Source organism: Neptunomonas sp. ABH4_499 (genome assembly GCF_056160565.1).
On record NZ_JBSWXK010000006.1, the window covers coordinates 110,993 to 130,060 of the forward strand.

The 19,068-nt window shown below is 49.3% G+C and carries 23 protein-coding genes; 12 read left to right on the forward strand and 11 right to left on the reverse strand.

The genetic code is table 11. The features are described from left to right. Nucleotides 1-3: 3 nt before the first annotated feature. The 8 genes from hpf to ACXAF9_RS08055 form a co-directional block, all read right to left on the reverse strand. Nucleotides 4-294 (reverse strand): ribosome hibernation promoting factor, encoded by a 291-nt coding sequence (gene hpf, locus ACXAF9_RS08020; protein WP_475072642.1) that lies wholly within the window; start codon nt 292-294, stop codon nt 4-6. Between the two features lie 41 nt (nt 295-335). Continuing rightward, nucleotides 336-1,886, reverse strand: coding sequence for an RNA polymerase factor sigma-54 (locus ACXAF9_RS08025; RefSeq protein ID WP_475072646.1), 1,551 nt, complete (start codon nt 1,884-1,886; stop codon nt 336-338). Nucleotides 1,887-1,923: 37 nt separating this feature from the next. Next, nucleotides 1,924-2,652: an LPS export ABC transporter ATP-binding protein gene (lptB, locus tag ACXAF9_RS08030; RefSeq protein WP_475072650.1), complete on the reverse strand. Its 729-nt coding sequence runs from the start codon at nt 2,650-2,652 to the stop codon at nt 1,924-1,926. A 5-nt stretch (nt 2,653-2,657) separates the two neighbouring features. Beyond that, nucleotides 2,658-3,158 (reverse strand): lipopolysaccharide transport periplasmic protein LptA, encoded by a 501-nt coding sequence (lptA, locus tag ACXAF9_RS08035; RefSeq protein ID WP_475072654.1) that lies wholly within the window; start codon nt 3,156-3,158, stop codon nt 2,658-2,660. Beyond that, a complete protein-coding gene (gene lptC, locus ACXAF9_RS08040; protein WP_475072656.1) occupies nt 3,145-3,720 on the reverse strand; it encodes an LPS export ABC transporter periplasmic protein LptC in 576 nt (191 codons plus the stop codon). Before lptC ends, lptA begins: the two co-directional genes overlap by 14 nt. Further along, nucleotides 3,717-4,262 (reverse strand): KdsC family phosphatase, encoded by a 546-nt coding sequence (locus ACXAF9_RS08045; protein ID WP_475072659.1) that lies wholly within the window; start codon nt 4,260-4,262, stop codon nt 3,717-3,719. Before ACXAF9_RS08045 ends, lptC begins: the two co-directional genes overlap by 4 nt. Continuing rightward, complete coding sequence (locus ACXAF9_RS08050) at nt 4,262-5,236, reverse strand: KpsF/GutQ family sugar-phosphate isomerase (RefSeq protein ID WP_475072662.1); 975 nt, start codon at nt 5,234-5,236, stop codon at nt 4,262-4,264. Before ACXAF9_RS08050 ends, ACXAF9_RS08045 begins: the two co-directional genes overlap by 1 nt. Nucleotides 5,237-5,349: 113 nt before the next feature. Further along, entirely contained in the window at nt 5,350-6,294 is a 945-nt protein-coding gene (locus ACXAF9_RS08055) for a calcium/sodium antiporter (protein WP_475072665.1), read from the reverse strand. Nucleotides 6,295-6,470: 176 nt separating this feature from the next. Here ACXAF9_RS08055 and ACXAF9_RS08060 point away from each other — a divergent pair, with 176 nt between their 5' ends. The 9 genes from ACXAF9_RS08060 (at nt 6,471) to hisD (ending at nt 13,146) form a co-directional block, all read left to right on the forward strand. Continuing rightward, on the forward strand, nt 6,471-7,301 hold the full coding sequence (locus tag ACXAF9_RS08060; protein ID WP_475072667.1) for an ABC transporter ATP-binding protein: 831 nt from the start codon (nt 6,471-6,473) through the stop codon (nt 7,299-7,301). A 5-nt stretch (nt 7,302-7,306) separates the two neighbouring features. Next, entirely contained in the window at nt 7,307-8,098 is a 792-nt protein-coding gene (gene mlaE, locus ACXAF9_RS08065; protein WP_475072930.1) for a lipid asymmetry maintenance ABC transporter permease subunit MlaE, read from the forward strand. A 2-nt stretch (nt 8,099-8,100) separates the two neighbouring features. Continuing rightward, entirely contained in the window at nt 8,101-8,559 is a 459-nt protein-coding gene (mlaD, locus tag ACXAF9_RS08070) for an outer membrane lipid asymmetry maintenance protein MlaD (RefSeq protein ID WP_475072670.1), read from the forward strand. Between the two features lie 15 nt (nt 8,560-8,574). Then, nucleotides 8,575-9,204 (forward strand): MlaC/ttg2D family ABC transporter substrate-binding protein, encoded by a 630-nt coding sequence (locus ACXAF9_RS08075; protein WP_475072672.1) that lies wholly within the window; start codon nt 8,575-8,577, stop codon nt 9,202-9,204. Between the two features lie 9 nt (nt 9,205-9,213). Continuing rightward, nucleotides 9,214-9,528, forward strand: coding sequence for an STAS domain-containing protein (locus ACXAF9_RS08080; protein WP_475072674.1), 315 nt, complete (start codon nt 9,214-9,216; stop codon nt 9,526-9,528). Between the two features lie 103 nt (nt 9,529-9,631). Next, on the forward strand, nt 9,632-9,874 hold the full coding sequence (locus ACXAF9_RS08085) for a BolA family protein (protein WP_475072677.1): 243 nt from the start codon (nt 9,632-9,634) through the stop codon (nt 9,872-9,874). Between the two features lie 21 nt (nt 9,875-9,895). Then, nucleotides 9,896-11,158: a UDP-N-acetylglucosamine 1-carboxyvinyltransferase gene (murA, locus tag ACXAF9_RS08090; protein ID WP_475072681.1), complete on the forward strand. Its 1,263-nt coding sequence runs from the start codon at nt 9,896-9,898 to the stop codon at nt 11,156-11,158. Nucleotides 11,159-11,191: 33 nt separating this feature from the next. Then, nucleotides 11,192-11,839, forward strand: a complete 648-nt coding sequence (gene hisG, locus ACXAF9_RS08095; RefSeq protein WP_475072932.1) for an ATP phosphoribosyltransferase — start codon at nt 11,192-11,194, stop codon at nt 11,837-11,839. A gap of 2 nt (nt 11,840-11,841) precedes the next feature. After that, complete coding sequence (hisD, locus tag ACXAF9_RS08100; protein ID WP_475072683.1) at nt 11,842-13,146, forward strand: histidinol dehydrogenase; 1,305 nt, start codon at nt 11,842-11,844, stop codon at nt 13,144-13,146. A gap of 54 nt (nt 13,147-13,200) precedes the next feature. Here the strand turns inward: hisD and ACXAF9_RS08105 are convergent, their stop codons facing one another. After that, complete coding sequence (locus ACXAF9_RS08105; protein WP_475072687.1) at nt 13,201-14,361, reverse strand: S1C family serine protease; 1,161 nt, start codon at nt 14,359-14,361, stop codon at nt 13,201-13,203. 88 nt (nt 14,362-14,449) lie between these two features. On the opposite strand from ACXAF9_RS08105, the gene ACXAF9_RS08110 reads away from it, so the two are divergent. Further along, nucleotides 14,450-15,214 carry a Nif3-like dinuclear metal center hexameric protein gene (locus ACXAF9_RS08110; RefSeq protein ID WP_475072690.1) on the forward strand — a complete coding sequence of 255 codons (765 nt, stop codon included), beginning with the start codon at nt 14,450-14,452 and terminating at the stop codon, nt 15,212-15,214. A 44-nt stretch (nt 15,215-15,258) separates the two neighbouring features. On the opposite strand, the gene ACXAF9_RS08115 is transcribed toward ACXAF9_RS08110, so the two are convergent. After that, nucleotides 15,259-15,795, reverse strand: coding sequence for a Z-ring associated ZapG family protein (locus tag ACXAF9_RS08115; protein ID WP_475072694.1), 537 nt, complete (start codon nt 15,793-15,795; stop codon nt 15,259-15,261). 121 nt (nt 15,796-15,916) lie between these two features. Continuing rightward, nucleotides 15,917-16,642 (reverse strand): FadR/GntR family transcriptional regulator, encoded by a 726-nt coding sequence (locus tag ACXAF9_RS08120; RefSeq protein ID WP_475072698.1) that lies wholly within the window; start codon nt 16,640-16,642, stop codon nt 15,917-15,919. Nucleotides 16,643-16,775: 133 nt separating this feature from the next. Between ACXAF9_RS08120 and ACXAF9_RS08125 the strand changes: the two genes are divergently transcribed. Together ACXAF9_RS08125 and ACXAF9_RS08130 are read left to right on the forward strand one after the other, a co-directional pair. After that, nucleotides 16,776-17,762, forward strand: coding sequence for an MDR family oxidoreductase (locus ACXAF9_RS08125; protein WP_475072701.1), 987 nt, complete (start codon nt 16,776-16,778; stop codon nt 17,760-17,762). Between the two features lie 539 nt (nt 17,763-18,301). Then, a complete protein-coding gene (locus ACXAF9_RS08130) occupies nt 18,302-18,997 on the forward strand; it encodes a choice-of-anchor E domain-containing protein (RefSeq protein ID WP_475072704.1) in 696 nt (231 codons plus the stop codon). Nucleotides 18,998-19,068: the final 71 nt, after the last annotated feature.

Genomic DNA, 19,068 nt, shown 5'->3' on the forward strand with positions numbered 1-19,068 from the left:
TACTTATTTGTGGCTCTTGAGTTTTTCTTTGTGCTTAATGATTTGGCGGTCCAGTTTGTCGGTTACCGCATCAATCGCTGCATACATATCTGTGTGTTCGCTCGTTGCAAAGACTTCGCCGCCTGCGATGTGCATGCCAGCTTCTGCTATTTGACGTTGCTTATCAACACTCAGGGTCACTTGGACATTGGTGATGTTATCAAAATGCCTTTCCAGTTTATCAAACTTGGTGTGGACATATTCGGTCAGTGCATCTGTCAGTTCTAAGTGGTGACCTGTGATATTGATCTGCATACATGTCTCCTTAGACGATTGTTCGTCGTAGTGAGTCGTTATTAAACCAGACGCTTTCTTTCGTTAGAAGGGGCGATGCCCATCGCTTCGCGATATTTGGCAATCGTTCTTCGAGCGACCTGGATTCCCTCTGCATCAAGTAATTGAGCAATTTTACTGTCACTTAAAGGTTTAGCAGGATTTTCGGCCGCTATCAGTTTTTTTATCACGGCGCGAATGGCGGTTGACGATGCAGCACCACCATCATTGGTGCTGACATGGCTTGAGAAGAAGTACTTCAACTCAAAGATACCCCTTGGGGTATGCATGTATTTTTGGGTGGTCACACGCGATATCGTGGACTCGTGCATTTCGACTGCTTCGGCAATGTCATGCAACACCATTGGCTTCATGGCCTCCTCGCCGTACTCCAGAAAATCCGACTGCCTTTCAACAATCTGACTCGCAACTTTGAGTAGGGTTTCATTTCGGCTCATTAAACTCTTGATAAACCAACGTGCTTCTTGCAAGTGATTCTTCAAGTAGGTGTTATCAGCACTGGAGTCAGCTCGGCGGATGAGGTCGGCATACTGAGTGTTGATTCGAAGGCTAGGCGATGCATCGGAATTGAGTCGGGCTATCCACACGCCTTTGACTTTTTCAACGAATACATCGGGGATAACGTACTCCGCCTGGCTGGAAGAGATCATCGCGCCAGGTTGCGGGTTCAGCGATTGAATCAAAAGAATCATCGCTTGTAACTGTGGCTCTTTGACGCGCAGCTTACGCATCAGCTGTTTGTAATCGCGACTACCCAGCAAATGGATGTGATTCAGGCACAGCTGGAGCGTCTGCTCAAACAGCGGCGGTTTTTCTGGTAACTGCTTAAGCTGGATGGCTAAACACTCACCCAAGTCTCGGGCACCGACACCGGGTGGATCAAACTGCTGAATGCGGTGCAATACCGCTTCGATCTCTTCAATTTCGGTGTCTTGGAACTGCTCGGGTTCTTGCCGTTTGAAATCCTCAAGGAGCTCTTCGGTTGTGGTGCGAAGGTAGCCCTCAGGGTCGATCGCATCGATGATCGCCTCAGCAACCATTCGGTCTTCTAAGCTCATACGGGTTAGGTTGAGCTGCCAATGAAGATGATCTTGCAGGGTTTCTTCGGCCGTGTCGTTGGACTCCATAAAGTCATCGTCGTCACGGTGGGTGGTACTGCCTGAGCTGCTGGACGCGGTCTGGAAGGTGTCGTCCCAACTGGAGTCGGTTGAGAGCTCCGCTGGAATATCATCGTTCCATTGATCATCGACAGAGGCCGTATCAGCCATCTCGGCTGAGTCATTGCGCTCTTGTTGAGTCTCGCTGGCTTGAGCGGTGTAGTCTTCTTGTGAGTAATCGTCGGACTCAGCGCGCTCGTTATTGTCGTTGCCGGCCGAGTTGGAGTCTAACTCATCTCCCTCTTCATTGGTCTCCAGCATCGGGTTGCTTTCAAGCGCCGACTGAATCTCTTGCTGAAGGTCCAATGTTGATAACTGCAATAAGCGAATCGCCTGTTGCAGTTGTGGGGTCATGGTCAGGTGCTGACCCATTTTGAGTTGTAATGACTGCTTCATAAACTCCGCATCTACTCCAATAACACAGGTCGGTCAATTACAGCCGGAAGGACTCGCCAAGATAGGCGGCTTTCACTTGCTCATTGGCTAAAATATCAGCCGGTGCGCCTTCGGCTAGAATGACACCTTCACTGACGATATACGCTTTTTCACAAATGTCTAACGTTTCACGTACGTTATGGTCAGTGATTAACACCCCAATACCTCGTGATTGTAGGTGCTTTACGGTCTCTTTAATATCGTTGACCGAGATCGGATCGACGCCAGCAAAGGGCTCATCCAATAGAATGAATTTAGGTTCGGACGCGAGTGCCCTTGCGATCTCAACACGACGGCGTTCGCCGCCGGATAGGCTCATGCCTAGGCTGTCGCGGATGTGCGTAATGTGGAACTCTTGTAACAGGTTTTCAAGAGTGGCTTTACGATCACTTGGGGACAGATCTTTTCTAAGCTCAAGAATCGACATCAGGTTGTCTTCGACACTCAGCTTTCGAAAGATCGACGCCTCTTGCGGCAGATACCCAATACCTTGACGAGCACGATCGTGCATGGCGAAGGCCGTAATGTCTTGATCATTGATGAAGATCTGGCCTTTGTCGGCTTTAACCAAGCCAACAATCATGTAAAAACAGGTGGTTTTACCGGCGCCGTTTGGGCCCAGTAAACCGACGATCTCGCCGGCTTTGACCGTCATTGATACGTCACGTACCACGTGGCGTTTTTTGTACGACTTCGCCAAATGGGTGGCTTTTAACTCAAGTGACATAATGCTCAGTTGCCGTTCGGTTGAATAATCATCTGAACACGCTGACCTGAGTCTTTGCCGCCGTAAGCGTTCACACGTGCTTTGTCCATCTGGTATACGATTCGCTCGCCGCTGAACTGGTTTTTCTCCTGCTCAACTTTTGCGTTTCCAGATAGAGTGATGGTTTGTTTTTTCACTAGGTATTCAAGTGAATTACCATAGGCATCTGTAATGGCCTGATTGGCCGCTGCCTGCTGGCTGAATTTGGCCGGAGAGCCTGTAGCCACAATACGATCAACGGCGCGGTCTTTTTGGTAAAGACTGACTTTAGCGGCGCGGATCTTCATAGTGCCTTGAGTAATAGACACATTACCCGTGTAAGTCGTCACACCGGCTTTCTCGTCAATTTGCGCCGAATCAGCCGAAATGTGAATCGGTTGCTTACGGTCTTCTGGAAGCGCATTAACCATACTGGATGCGGTTAAAAGTGCGGCGCTCAACCAAACTTTCCAATTAAGGGTCGACATAAAAAGTCCCTTCAACGTCAGTGCTCAGCTCTGAAGTGTGTGAGTTCAGATCGACAGAGATGCCTTTCGCGCTGACCGTCCAATCAGAATTGATAATCCGAACCGTCGAGTCGGAAGTGACCATCGACGTTTCCGGTGTGTAAATTAGCCGATCCGTCTCGATGCGAGAGGGGGAGTCGGAGTTGGGATTATGCGTGAGCACTACCTCTTCATCAAGCGTCAACTGCGTCTGCCCGTCAAAGAGTGTGCCAACTTTGCTTTTTAATGTGTATGTTTGCAGCTGATCTGTGACACCTTGAACGGATGGGCGTCTCAGCAGCGAGCGCTTATCGCTTGGGAAATGCTCCCATTTTTCCACGTTGAGTTCGGTGCTCAGGGTGCCCGATTCGTTAAAGCGCTTCACGTTAGCGTTCGACAAATAGTAATCGGCTCCCGCATCAAGCGGTGAGTCTTGGCTTGTTGGCTCGTTGTTTTGTTCCGGATTGATGATCCAATAAGCAAACAACGGAACCAATAGCACGACGGCTGTGGCCAGTCGAACACCGCTACGACTCAGGATCATGCACGAAAGTCCTGATACACGGATTCTAGAGCGCCTTTGGCCTCTAAAATGACTTCACAAAACTCGCGAGCCGCGCCGTAGCCGCCGGTGCGTTGTGTGATCCAATCCGCATCAGAGCGCACAACTGGATGGCCGTTAGGCACAGATGCACCGAAGGCAACGGCGTTGATTGCGGATAAATCCGGTAAGTCATCACCGATGTACGCTGTGGTCTCTAACGAGTGTTCAGTATTCGAAAGTAACTCGTTTAAGGCCGTTAGTTTATCGTCACGGCCTTGGAAGAGGTGATCCACGCCGAGTGCTTTGGCCCGTTGAATCACCTGCGGTGATTGGCGGCCTGTGATGATGGCAATCTCAACGCCCGCTTTTTGCAGCAGCTTAAAGCCAAGACCATCCAATGTGTTGAACATCTTGACCTCTTGGCCGTCGGGTAAGAAGTACAGGCTGCCGTCGGTTAGGATGCCGTCGACATCAAACACGGCCAGGGTGATGTTTTTAGCGCGTTTGCGAAGCTCACCTGATTCGATAAAGTGAAATTTCATTAGATGACCCCCGCTTTTAGCATGTCGTGCATGTTAAGAGCACCGACCGGTTTTTGATCGTTATCGCAGATGATCAACGCATTGATCTTTTTATCCTGCATAACTTTAAGTGCTTCTGCTGCTAGCATCTCTTCGGATACGGTGGTTGATTGGCGTGTCATGACCTGCTCGATGGCGGTGCTTGCCAAATCTAAGTTCTGATCCAACGTACGACGAAGGTCACCGTCGGTGAAAATGCCTGCCAGCTGACCTTCTTGGTTGACCACGGTGGTCATCCCCAAGCGTTTGTTGGTCACTTCTAGAAGGGCCTCTTTAATCGACGTACCCAGCGCAACGACAGGTACTTCTTGCTCGGCGTGCATGATGTTTTTGACTTTCAGCAGCAGTTTGCGACCTAAGCTTCCACCCGGGTGCGAGAACGCGAAATCTTCAGCGCTGAAACCTTTGGCTTCCAAAAGAGCAATCGCCAACGCATCACCTAACACCAGTTGTGCTGTGGTGCTGGAGGTCGGTGCTAAGTTCAGAGGGCAGGCTTCTTTTTCAACGCCGATGTGCAAGTTAGCATCAGCCTCTTGCGATAAGGTCGAGTTTTGGTTGCCTGTGATGCTGATCAAGGGGGCGCCCATACGCTTGATCAAAGGCAGGATCGTTACAATCTCGGACGTTTCGCCTGAGTTTGATAGCGCGATAATGACATCATCTTTTGTGAACATCCCCATATCGCCGTGGCTCGCTTCACCTGGGTGTACAAAAAAGGCCGGTGTGCCGGTGCTGGCCAAGGTGGCTGCGATTTTACGGCCGATGTGACCTGATTTACCCATGCCGGTTACAACGATGCGGCCTTTACAGCCCATCATCAACTCGCAGGCTTGATCGAAGGATTGATCTAAATGGGAGATCAGCTCAAGAATGGCCTCCGCTTCCAGTTGGATGGTACGAATGCCGGATTCACGAAAAGATTTAGTCTGATCCATAGAGCTCTCTGAAACTGTGACTGGGGCTATGCCCGTTTAAAAACGATGCGGGGATCATAGCATGATCCCCGTGTGACCTCGAAACAGCGTGTTCGTTTCGAAGGTGTGTGCCGTTAGGCCGCGCTTAAGTACAGGATGTATAAGTAGCCCGCGTAACCCGCGAACAAGGCGCCGCCTTCAATGCGAGATATGCGAGGTGGCTTTTGAATTAAGCAGAAGGCCAGCAAGGCAAGGGTGGCGATCAACATCGCTACGTAGTCGCGACTAAAGGCTTCTGGGTCGATGGTGATCGTTTGAACAAAGCCAGGGATGGCCATCACCGCGCCCAAGTTGAAAATGTTGGAACCCACGATGTTACCAAGGGCAATGTCGTGGTGGTTTTTCAAGGCACTTGCTACGGTTGCTGCAAGTTCTGGCAGACTGGTGCCTATGGCAACGATGGTTAGGCCGATGACCAGCTCAGATACGCCCAGTTGTGTGGCCACTTCAACCGCACCCCAAACAAGAAGACGGGAGCTTGCGACCAATACCGCAAGGCCAACAATCAACCAAAAAATGGCTTTGCCGGTGCTGAAGTTTGGGATCTCCTCATCATCGCTGACAGCGTCGCCATCGCCTGGGAATTTGGCAAACATATAAAGACAGACGAGTAGGCCTGCCAGCAGTAAAATACCGTCCAGCATGCTGAGCTGGCGGTCGTACAGCGTTGCGCCGGCCAACAAGGTGATACCGATCAAAAGAGGGATCTCTTTTTTCAGAACACCGGACTTGACCGGAAGCGGAGCAATGATGGCGGTGATACCCAGCACCAAGGCAATGTTTGCGATGTTAGAGCCAACCGCGTTACCTACAGCCAAGTCACCTGAATCAGTGATGGAGGCCATGAAGGAGACCAGCATTTCCGGTGCCGATGTGCCAAACGAGACGATCGTTAAGCCGATCAACAGTGGCGACATACCAAAGTTCTTTGCGGACGCTGCTGCGCCTTCAACGAAGCGGTCGGCGCTCCACACCAAAAGAACGAGTCCACCTAGGATGGCTAATATTGGATACAGCATATAATGCGCTTGCCCCGAAATAATTAAAGGATGCGGCGTATTAAAACAGAACCATTTTGCGAAGCAAGTGCCTAACATACATTCACGTTTGAATGTGCAGGTGGTATATTTGCCCGTTGTTTCTTGCCGTTCAGATTCAGTTCGGATTTTCTTAAGGCAGAGGATAAGCCCGATACATGTCAATTGATTCAGCGGATGTGTGCACCATTCGCATCAGTGATTTACATTTCTACCGAGGTCAGCGCGCTATCTTTGATGGTGTCAGCATGGAGATCCCAAAGGGCAAGATTACCGCCATCATGGGGCCATCCGGTACCGGTAAAACCACGTTACTTAAACTGATCGGCGGACAGCTTAGCCCTCATAAGGGCACGATTACCGTAAACGATCAAAATGTTCATGCCCTAAGCCGCGACGATCTGTTCTTACTGCGTGAGCGCATGGGGATGTTGTTTCAAAGTGGCGCGCTGTTCACCGACATGAGCGTGTTTGAAAACGTGGCCTTTCCCATTCGGGTGCATACCGATTTGCCGGATGACATGGTTCAGGATGTAGTCATGCTGAAGCTGAATGCCGTTGGGCTTCGTGGTGCACATGATTTGATGCCAAGCGAGTTGTCGGGCGGTATGGCCCGTCGTGTAGCGTTAGCGCGAGCCATTGCGCTGGACCCCGATATCGTCATGTATGACGAGCCATTCGCAGGGCAAGACCCGATTGCCATGGGCGTCTTGGTGAACCTGATCTCTAAAATCAACAAAGCGCTTGGACACACAAGTGTGATTGTTTCGCATGATATTCAGGAAACCTTGAGCATCGCGGATCACATCGTGATTTTATCGGGCGGAAAAGTGATTTCTACGGGCAGTCCTGAATCTCTTAAAGCGAATAATGATCCGCAAGTGGCTCAGTTTATCCATGGCCAGCCAGATGGTCCTGTTCCTTTCCATTTTCCGGGCGAATCGCTAGAAGCGGCACTGGGTCTTAATGCTCGGGAGAAAACCGCGTGAGTGTGATGTCAAAATTGTTGGATTGGGTAGCGGGCATCGGACGGGGTGGCCTCAACCGAGTTGCTGCCGTAGGGCGTTCGGGACAAATTTTGGCACAAGCATTAATTGCTAAGCCTGCGCCCTTTACGATGTTCCCCTTGTTAGTAAAGCAGCTCTATTTTGTGGGCGTGCTGTCCCTGCTGATCATCGTCGTATCGGGCTTGTTTATCGGTATGGTGCTTGGTCTTCAGGGTTACACCATTTTGGTGGATTATGGCTCTGAACAGGCGGTCGGCCAAATGGTGGCATTGAGCTTAGTGCGCGAGTTGGCGCCTGTGGTGACAGCGCTTTTGTTTGCAGGACGTGCAGGTTCCGCGCTGACCGCCGAAATCGGTTTGATGAAAGCCACCGAGCAGCTAACCAGCCTCGAAATGATCGGCGTGGATCCGCTTCGCCGGGTTGTGGCACCTCGCCTATGGGCCGGCTTTATTTCAATGCCTTTATTGTCCATGGTGTTTGCCATGGTCGGCATCTGGGGCGGCGCGCTGGTCAGCGTTGAATGGTTGGGCATTTTTGAAGGGTCGTTTTGGGCCAACATGCAAAACGCCGTTAGCTTTCAAGATGACATTGTAAACGGTTTGATCAAAGCCGTTGTTTTCGGTATCGCCGTGACTTGGATCGCGGTTTACCAAGGATACGACTGTGTCCCAACTTCTGAGGGGATCAGTCAAGCGACGACTCGAACCGTTGTGTATGGCTCTTTAGCTGTACTTGGAATGGACTTTATTTTAACCGCATTGATGTTTGGAGATTTCTAACAATGCGCACTCGTTGGATCGAAATCAGTGTAGGCTTCTTTATCATTATCGGTGCTTTGGCCATTATCGGGTTGGCATTGAAGGTCAGTGGTTTGAACCTGAATGATACAAAAGACAACTACACGGTTTATGCCCGTTTTGAAAACATTGGTGGGCTCACCCCGCGCTCGAAAGTGACTCTTTCGGGTGTTCAGGTGGGGGAAGTCGATAGCATCACCATTGATAAAAAACGCTTAGTTGCACTGGTAGCACTAAAAATTCGTACAGATGTTGATTATCTTTCTAAAGATACATCAGCGCAGATTTTGACCTCAGGTCTTTTAGGGGAGCAATACATCGGGCTATCGGTCGGGTTTGAGTCCGACAACCTCAAAGAGGGCGATACGATTGCCGATACGCAGTCAGCGATGGTGCTTGAAGACCTGATCGGTAAATTCCTGTTTAACAAAGTCAGTGAGTAAGGAGAACCTCTCACAATGAAACAGTTGTTGAAAAAGAGCGCAGCGGTCATGCTAATGGCATGGTCTGCGGTCTCGTTTGCTTCGTGGGAAAGCGCCAGTACGGCGGTGGATCAATCCATTAAGGAGATGCTGGAGGTCGTTAACGGCTATAAAGCGCAAGCGACGCCGGATGAAGGTGCGCTGATTACTGATCTGGATAAGATCGTTGATCGCGATGTGGATTTTCGTTACATCTCAGCTTGGGTGATGGGAAAATATTACCGTCAAGCGTCGGATGATCAAAAAGAGCGCTTTGCTCAAGTGTTTAAGCACACGCTGATCAAGACGTACGCTAAGTCCATGTTGGAGTTTGATATCAAAACCTACAACATTATGGCGCCGACCAGCGAAAGTCCTGAAGCGGATAAGCAGATCGTTACCGTTGATGTTACTGCCGAAAATGGCCAAACCTACTCTTTGGTTAATTATGTGGTCAACAGCGAAGATCATTGGAAATTGGTTAACGTGATCATGAATGGCATCAACTTTCGCATCACCTTCAAAAACCAATTCGCTGATCTGATGCAGCGCAACGGCTATGACCTCGATAAAGTGATCAGTGCGTGGGAAACCCAAATTAAACCGCCTTCGACACAAGGTGAGTGATCTTTCGTCATGGCTAAATCAACCGTGCAATATGCCTCTTTTGAGAATGAGCAGGTCTCCTTAAAGGGTGATCTGCTGTTCTCGAACATCAAAGAGGCTCGGGCTGAGCTTGAACGTGAGCTCCTTACGCTGTTCAAAGTCTCTGATACGCCTATTACCATCTCGTTGAAGACGGTTAAGCGCGTGGATAGCTCTGCATTATCGCTGTGTTTGTGTGCCCTTCGCTTGGCAAAGCAGCATCAAAAATCCGTTCGCTTTATTGATCATCCCAGTGAATTGATGGCGATCGCCGATCTTGTGGGTGTAACAAATACACTCAGTTGATACAGGGCGGCGATCACGCCGCTGTTTTTTTCGCCTTTTGCACCAGTTTTCGGTATCATTCCGCCCCTGATTTTGTAAATTTCTAACGATTGGAGTCCCTGTCATGCACGCTGATGAAGTAAAGCAGATCATTGAATCACACCTAGACGGTGCTGAGGTGATTACCGCTGGAGAAGGCTGCGACTTTCAGGTCACCGTAGTTAGTCCTCAATTCGCCGGCCTGATGCCCGTTAAAAAACAGCAACTGGTTTACCAGTGCTTAAACGAATACATCGCAAACGGCACAATCCATGCGCTCACGATTAAAACCTTTACGCCGGAACAGTGGCAAGCGCAGCAGTCCTGATTGACGAAGTTGGATTCTTGAATGGATAAGTTACTCATTGCGGGCGGCGCTCGCTTAAACGGCGAAGTCCGTATTTCTGGCGCGAAAAACGCAGCGCTGCCTATTCTTGCAGCAGGTTTACTCGCCAGTGAACCGGTTACCTTTGGTAACCTGCCGCATCTGAACGATATTACGACCATGTTGGAGCTTCTGCGCCGCATGGGGGTTGAAATTACCGTTGATGAAAAACTCAACGTTGAAATTGATCCAACGTCGATTAAAAGTTGTGATGCACCGTACGATTTGGTGAAGACCATGCGTGCGTCAATTTTGGTACTGGGGCCTTTGTTGGCTCACTTTGGCGAAGCCCAAGTTTCTTTGCCGGGTGGTTGCGCGATTGGCAGTCGTCCAGTGGATCAGCACATCCGTGGCTTAGAGGCGATGGGTGCTGAGATTGTGGTTGAAGAGGGTTACATCCGTGCTAAGTCAAATGGCCGCTTAAAAGGCGCCCAGGTACTGTTTGACGTTGTGACGGTAACCGGTACTGAAAATATTTTGATGGCCGCAACACTGGCGGATGGTCAAACGATCATCGAGAACGCTGCACGTGAGCCTGAAGTGGTGGATTTGGCCGAGTGCCTAATCGCCATGGGAGCTGACATCAAAGGTGCGGGTACTGACACCATCATCGTAAACGGTAAAGAGAAGCTTCACAGCGCTCATTACGACGTGATGCCTGACCGAATTGAAACCGGTACTTTCTTGGTAGCGGCGGCGGCTACGCGCGGTTACGTAAAAACCTTAAATACCCGCAGCGATATTTTAGATTCAGTGCTACTGAAGCTAAAAGAAGCCGGTGCGGTTATCGAAACGGGTGATGATTGGATCTCTTTGGATATGCAAGGCAAGCGTCCAAAAGCGATCAACATTACTACGGCGCCTTACCCTGCGTTCCCAACCGACATGCAAGCGCAGTTTGCGGCCTTGAACACGGTTGCCGAAGGGGTGGGGCATATCAAAGAGACCATCTTTGAAAACCGTTTTATGCACATGCAAGAGATGATTCGTCTTGGGGCGGACATCTTGATTGATGGCAATGCAGCTACCATTGAAGGGGTGGAGTCATTGCGCGGTGCGCCTGTGATGGCAACCGACCTTCGTGCTTCGGCCAGTCTTGTGATTGCCGCGTTGGTTGCTGAGGGTGAGACCTTGATTGATCGTATTTACCACATCGATCGCGGTTATGAGTGCATTGAAGAAAAACTGCAAGGTCTGGGTGCCGACATCCGACGTATCAGTAGTTAAGCTTGATAACGCAAAGAAGTTGAAGACAGTATGATGAAAAAGCAACAACTCACGATCGCGCTTTCAAAAGGCCGAATCCTAGAGGAAACGCTTCCATTGTTGGAAGCGGCCAACATTACGCCGGCAGAAGATATCTTCAAAAGCCGCAAACTGATCTTCGACACCAATCATGACAACATCAAGTTGGTTGTGATTCGCGCGACCGACGTACCGACGTATGTTGAGTACGGCGGTGCGGATATGGGCATTGCTGGTAAAGATGTCTTAATGGAGCATGGCGGCGCAGGACTTTACGAGCCGCTGGATCTTGAGATCAGCAAATGCAAACTGATGGTTGCCGGTATGAAGAACGCCGCACCCGTTGAGGGTCGTATGCGCGTAGCGACTAAGTTTGTGAACGTGGCACGCCAGTATTTTGCTCAGCAAGGTCGTCAGGTCGACATCGTCAAACTGTACGGCGCTATGGAGCTTGCCCCGATCATGGGCTTGGCGGATCGAATCGTTGATATCGTCGATACCGGTAATACCTTGCGTGCCAATGGCCTTGAACCGATGGATTTTATCGCCAACATCAGCTCGCGCTTGGTGGTTGGTCAGGCCGCGATGAAGATGAAACATCGTCAGATTCAGCCAATTGTCGATATGATGTCCGAAGCGGTTAAGCAGCGTCGTGAGGTGTAAGCATGAGTTTTCCTATTGCTCGTTTAAATACGCAAGAGAGTGATTTCGCATCCCGATTGGATCACCTATTGGCTTGGGAGTCTGTCTCCGATGCCAAGGTCAACCAGATCGTTGACGATATTTTGGCGGATGTGAAAGCGCGGGGTGATGACGCGGTTGTTGAGTACACCAATCGTTTTGATCAGACCCAAGCGAAATCCATGCAGGACTTGGTTCTGTCAAAAGAACGCCTGCAACAAGCACTGGATGGCCTACCGGCCGATCAAAAAAGCGCACTAGAAAAAGCCGCTGAGCGCATTCGTCGTTACCATGAAAAACAACGTGGTGACAGCTGGCAGTACACTGAAGACGACGGCACGATGCTGGGTCAGAAAGTAACGCCTTTAGATCGTGTTGGTTTGTATGTCCCAGGTGGTAAGGCCGCTTATCCATCATCTGTATTGATGAACGCTCTGCCTGCTAAGGTGGCGGGTGTTGCTGAAATCGTGATGGTCGTGCCGACCCCGCGTGGTGAGCTTAATGAGCTGGTGTTAGCGGCAGCGTGTCTTGCAGGTGTTGATACCGTGTTCACCATAGGTGGTGCCCAAGCTGTTGCGGCTTTGGCGTATGGTACGCAGACCGTCCCGAACGTCGATAAAATTGTCGGCCCGGGCAACATTTTTGTGGCGACGGCAAAACGTGCCGTCTTCGGTACGGTGGGTATCGATATGATTGCAGGGCCTTCGGAAATTTTGGTTGTGTGCGACGGTGAAACCAACCCAGATTGGGTCGCGATGGATCTGTTCTCACAAGCTGAACATGATGAAGATGCCCAGCCGATTTTAATTTGCCCGAATGCTGATTACCTCGATCAGGTTGAGAAAAGCATCCAAGCGCTTTTACCGACCATGGAACGTAAAGAGATCATTGAAGTCTCTTTGCGTAATCGAGCTGCTCTGATTCAAGTGGCCGATATGGATGAAGCGATTGAGGTCAGTAACCGCATCGCTCCCGAGCACTTAGAGCTGTCTGTTGCAGATCCTGAGTCCATGTTGCCTAAGATTCGCCATGCTGGCGCTATCTTTATGGGACGCTTTACGGCGGAAGCTTTGGGCGATTACTGTGCTGGGCCTAACCACGTGTTGCCGACATCGGGTACTGCTAGATTCTCTTCCCCGCTGGGCGTGTATGACTTCCAGAAACGCTCCTCTTTGATCATGTTCTCGGAGGATGGCGCAAGTGAAACGGGTAAAATCGCATCTGTACTTGCACGTGGTGAAAGCTTAACCGCTCACGCACGTTCCGCTGAGTACCGCATCAAAGATTAAAATGCGTGTCATTTTTAATATCTTTAGGAAAGCGTAAAGCCGTTAGAGAAGCGCTTACTCGTGAGAGGTTGACCTTGTTGGTGGGCGTTCTCCGACTTCAACAGATGCGGTCATAGACTCGCCGTTTCGCATAAAATCGACCGTTAGCTTAGCGCCAGGTTTTAAGTCCGCGACACTCAACATCGATTGATACGCATCCACCGGCTCACCGTTTAAACGCAGCATAATGTCACCTGGTTGTAAGCCGGCTTTATGGGCTGGGCTGTCCCGATAAACACCTGCAATGACTAGCCCCGAGGTCTCGCTCACACCGAAGGATTCAGCAAGGCTCGGTGTCAGTTCTTGACCTTCAATGCCTAGCCAGCCACGAATGACTCGACCATGCTCAATCAAGTCCGCCATCACGGCTTTGGTCAAAGAGGATGGGATCGCAAAGCCGATACCTTGGCTACCGCCTGATTTCGAGAAGATAGCCGTATTAATGCCGATCAGGTTACCGTTAGCATCAATTAAGGCGCCACCAGAGTTACCAGGGTTAATGGCCGCGTCGGTTTGTAAAAAGTCCTCGTAAGTGCTCAAGCCAAGTCGGTTTCGACCGGTGGCACTGACGATACCCATTGTCACTGTTTGCCCAACCCCGAATGGGTTACCAATCGCAAGAACGACATCGCCAACACGCAATTTTTCAGAAGGCGACAGAGTAATGCTTGGTAGTTTCGGCAAGGTTATTTTTAAGACCGCAAGGTCTGTCTCTGGGTCTAAACCTACAACCGTTGCCTGTGCTTCGCGTCCATCGTGTAACGCAACCACAATGCTATCAGCGCCTTCAATGACATGGTTGTTGGTGACGATATAGCCGTTGGCGTTGATGATGACGCCAGAACCCAAGCTTGATCGAATACGTTGACGCTGAGGCACATCGCCGTTCTCAAAAAAACGACGGTACAGAGGGTTGTTGGATAATTCTTCGTTGGTTTTAACCACTTTACTGGAATAGATGTTCACAACGGCCGGTGCCGCTTTTGCTACAGCGTCAGCGTACGACACAGGGCCATTGCCTGCATACGTCGTTGTCATCGCCGTTGGTACCTGAGTTTCTTTTATCTCAACGGTGGTGACTGGCGGAGCCAGAAGGTTGGGGAAGAACTGAAGCAAGATGATTGCAATCAAAACCCCGGTTACAATTGGCCAGCCAAGAAAACTGAAATTGCGCATTAAATCATCCAGAATTACGAGTGACTGAAACGGTTAAACACGGATTATACGTTTGCTCAGAGGCTGTGGCTAATACGGAGTACATTTTATGTCAGTTTTGACATCGACATTGGTTAATTATTGTGAAGAGTTGTTAACCGTTGGTCAGTTTAAAGATTACTGCCCAAATGGGTTACAAGTGGAAGGTAAAAAAGAGGTTCAGCGAATCATCAGCGGTGTTACGGCGTCTAAGGCGTTGATTGATGCGGCTATCGAGCACAAGGCTGATTTAATCCTAGTGCATCATGGTTATTTTTGGCGAGGTGAATCTCAACCCATTACGGGGATGAAGTATCAGCGGCTCAAGAGCCTGATCAATCATGAGATTAACCTATTGGCGTATCATTTACCGTTAGATGCCCACCCAACGTTGGGCAATAATGCCCAATTGGGAGAGCGTTTAAACCTTAGCATTGATGCAGGGTTAGGCGGGGACGCTATAGGTAAGGCGATCGGATTTATTGGGCATACTGAGTCGCCCGTAGCCGCCCATGAGTTTGCTAAGCACATTGAATCAGCCTTAGGGCGTGTACCTCTTCATGTGGATGGCGGAATTGGACCTATTCAAAAGGTGGCTTGGTGCACGGGTGGGGCGCAAGGTTATATTGAGCAAGCGGTGATGGAGGGTTGTGATGCTTTTATTACCGGTGAAGCATCAGAGCAAACGTTTCATATCGCCAAAGAGATGGGCATTCATTTTTTTGCCGCCGGTCACCATGCGACGGAGCGCTACGGCGCGAAAGGCCTAGGGGCGCATTTGGCTCAACAGTTTGGGCTCGAGCATCACTTCATCGATATTGATAATCCGATCTAACAAAAAAGGGATCCATCAGGATCCCTCTTATTCACCTAGAAACGTTATTTTGTTTCTGGTTTTTTATCGGCTTCTTCAGACAGCGTAGGCTCTTTTTTCAGGCTGTACGTCTCTGACAGAGTGCCTTCTTCATCAGGCTTTTTTGGCGCGTAATCGCGAGGCTCAACGGCATCCGGCTGTTCAGCCGCTGGCGCTTCTTCAGGCGCTTGTGTGTTTTGCTCATCAGTTGGTTGAGCTTCTTCACGTACCTCTTCCTGAACTTCTTTCGCTTCAAGCTGAGGCGCCATGTTTGCTGCGATCGCAATCGCTTTTGCCTCATCTGCGCACAGCGTTTTAGCGCCGCTCGCTAAGTGTTTGTACACATCGCGATAAGACTCGGTCATTTTGTTAACCAGCTCAGCGGTTGTTTCGAAGTGTGTCTCGACTTCTTTTTTGTAATCGGTCAGGTCTTGTTGGGCTTTTTTCAATGCGCCGCTGTTACCTGTAGAGCGTCCGCCTGACCATTGTCCAATCCAGAACCCGACCAGAGCACCCGCAAAAATGCCGATGAACAAAACGTATACGAGAGAATTATCGTCCACAGTATCTCCTCACTGCTTTTAAACCACAAAAATGATGTGCCTAGGATAAAGCAAATTGCCAATAATGCCCACTTGCTTTGCGAGCCTATACGACTATAGGACTGCAAGTGACGCATTTAGTTTATGGCTTTTGTGCCTCGGCGAGTCGTTCTTTCATATAGAGAATCTGATCGTGCATCGCGGTAACAGCAGAAGCGCTCTCTTGTGCCTCTATATGCTTAAGAATGACGGTATGCTGATGATAGATCACCTCATGAGAACGGTGCCTGAACGCCGCCATATTAGTAGCAGGTTGTAAGGCTTCAATGATCCCATGCATCAGGTAGGACAGCATTTTGTTTTTGCTGGCATTAGCAATGGCGCGATGAAACTGAACATCTAAAGAGCACAGTCGTTCTCCATCAAGGTTGGGTTCGGCCTGCTGTTCTAAGATCTCATGCAACTGTTTAAGGTCGTCATCTGTTCGGTTAAGAGCCGCGAGCCGGGTGCACACACTTTCGAGTTCAAGCCGAGTTTCAAACACCTCATCCAGCGAGAAAAAGTTAAACCCCATCAAGAGCGTCGATTGGCTGGCTAAGGACTGGCAAGCCTCGTCGACATCCGGTGCTTGGATAAAGGTGCCGCCGGTCGGGCCGCGTTTGGATCGAATTAAGTTTTGAGCGGCTAAACGCTTAAGTGCTTCACGGATCGTGGGACGCGATACGCCAAAACGATCCGATAGCTCCCCCTCTGTGGGTAAGCGATCATTCGCTTTTAAGCTGCCTTCCATAATGGCTTGTCGAATTTGGTCGGCAATTTGTTTCGATAAGCTGGTCGCGCTGACCGGTTCAAAGTCGAGCTTTTTCAAAGTGGGCCTCGATCGGTTAGAGGGTGCAAAAGAGAGGGCTTAGTCCAAGGTCTAGTCTCTTCATGGATTGACATTATTTTATATTTGTAAGACAAACAAATAAATAGAAAAATAACTCAGCAGGAGAAGCGTCATGTTCAAAGCCTTGGTGTTAGATCAATTGGAAGGCAAGACTCAGTCAAGTGTAAAAGAGATGACAGAGCGAGATCTTCCTGATGAGTCAATAACGGTGGCGATTCGTTATTCATCCATCAATTTTAAAGATGGGTTAGCGGTGACCGGTAAAGGCAAGATCGTTCATCAATTTCCGATGATCCCAGGGATTGATCTTGTAGGGGAGGTGATTGAATCAAAAGTACCCGATCAATTTGTCGTGGGTGATCGGGTGATTGTTACGGGTTGGGCGGTGGGGGAGCGCTATTTTGGCGGGCTTTCGCAGCGAGCCAAAGTACGTCCAGAGTGGTGTGTTAAGTGCCCAGAGGATTTACGCAATGAGGAAGTGATGGCGTTGGGTACCGCGGGGTTAACCGCGATGCTTTGTGTGATGGCGCTGGAAGAGGCCGGTGTTAAACCGTCAGAGAATCCGGTGGTGGTCTCCGGTGCGGCGGGTGGCGTGGGCTCGGTGGCTGTGCATTTGCTTTCTCAGTTAGGGTATCGCGTAGCAGGGATCACAGGACGTCCCGAAACAGAAGCATATCTTAAGCAGCTCGGGGCATCAGAGGTTATCCCTCGAGCACACATGGCAGAGCCTTGCCGTCCTCTTGAAAAGCAACGATTTTCGGGAGCGGTGGATACCGTGGGTGGGCCTATATTGGCTCGGCTATTAGCTGAGACCGAGTACGGCGGGTGTGTTGCAGCATGTGGTCTTGCCGCCACGCATGATCTTCCAACAACGGTTATGCCATTTATCCTTCGCAATGTACGTTTGCAAGGCGTGGATTCGGTCAGCGCGCCCCTACAGAAGCGGGTTCAGGCGTGGCATCGTTTATCGGATCTGATGAATCGGGATACCTTATCATCTCTTTATCAGGTCATTTCTTTAGGTGAGGTATCCTCTGTCTCAGAGCAGATCTTAGCGGGGCAGGTGCAAGGACGTGTGGTCGTCGACGTTAATCGTTAAATAAGTGATGGATTAGCGAGCGCTACTGTCGGTTTTTTATTTAGGCGGTAGCGTATTCGATGTGTTTTCCTTTAAGCGTTGGTCGAGTTATTTACAACGGAAAAAGGGAATTTAAATTTATATTGTTTGTTAATTATTCGATATTTGTATTTAGGGTGTGGATGATTAGATACAGTTTATCGAATGTTTTATACGACTGTTTTAAAATTTTTACAGAACCAAAGAGGGGTATTTCACTTAATCTGAACAATCTGTAATCAATTGCCATCAACCGAGACGCTTTTCGCTGTAATGTTTATATTGCGTTAAGCTTGATGTATCTGAATAGCAACATTTTTTCTGGTCAAGTCACTGATGTGTCAGTTAAATTAACACACGACGTAAATGGACTTTTAATATTAATTTTGAGTTAAGTTTTGTGTAAAAAAATAGAGCCTTTTTAGTGGTTTTTATTATTTTATTAAGGGTTGGTACTTAATTTGCAAAATGGGTTGAGCTTTCTTAGTAACAGGAAGTTTTAACATATAAAGGAGTAAATTATGTCCCTGTTTAAAAAGACACTGGCAGCGGCTATTTTATCAGCTACTGCAATGTCAGCTTCTGCTGCTTTGACAGAAGTTCAGACGCAAACGTTGGCTTACGATAACTACACTAGCTGGACTACTTCCCTGGTTTTCGATCTATATGATTCGAGCCTAACGGGCGGTGCTGACCTATTGGGTGTACGTTTAACGTATGAAGGTGAAACCTCTACAGATTTGTTCTTCACGGCGTTAACGGACGGTACTGAGTTTTACGGCTCATCTATTGTTTATCTAGACGCTGCCATTGCTGGCCAAGATTACGACATCAATTTGGTTAGCACGGTTGATTTTGCAACCCGTAATGATTCTATCCAATTGGACACTGGCGAAACTTACTCTGCAGAAAACCTAAACGGTTCTGAGTTGGCTTCTTTGGAGCTGAGCGATGCGGACTCTTTAGTTTTCTTCTCAGGTCCTGGTACGTTTACAGTTGATCTGTTAGCTGAAGCCGATACAAACTTAGTTTTCCGTAACGGTAATGCTGACTACAGCCAAGCGACGACCGCAGTGGGAACCTACACTGTAAGCTATCTAGTTGATGATGCTTCAATTGTAACTCCTCCAACAACGGGTGTACCTGTACCAGGTACCTTGGCGTTGATGGGCTTAGGCCTGATTGCGGTTGCAGCACGTAAGAAAGCAAAAGCGTAAGTTTTTGTCATCAGCAGCAAGCTTGCTTGCTGCTTTCATTTCTATCCAGTGGCTTTTAAATGGCCCAAGCA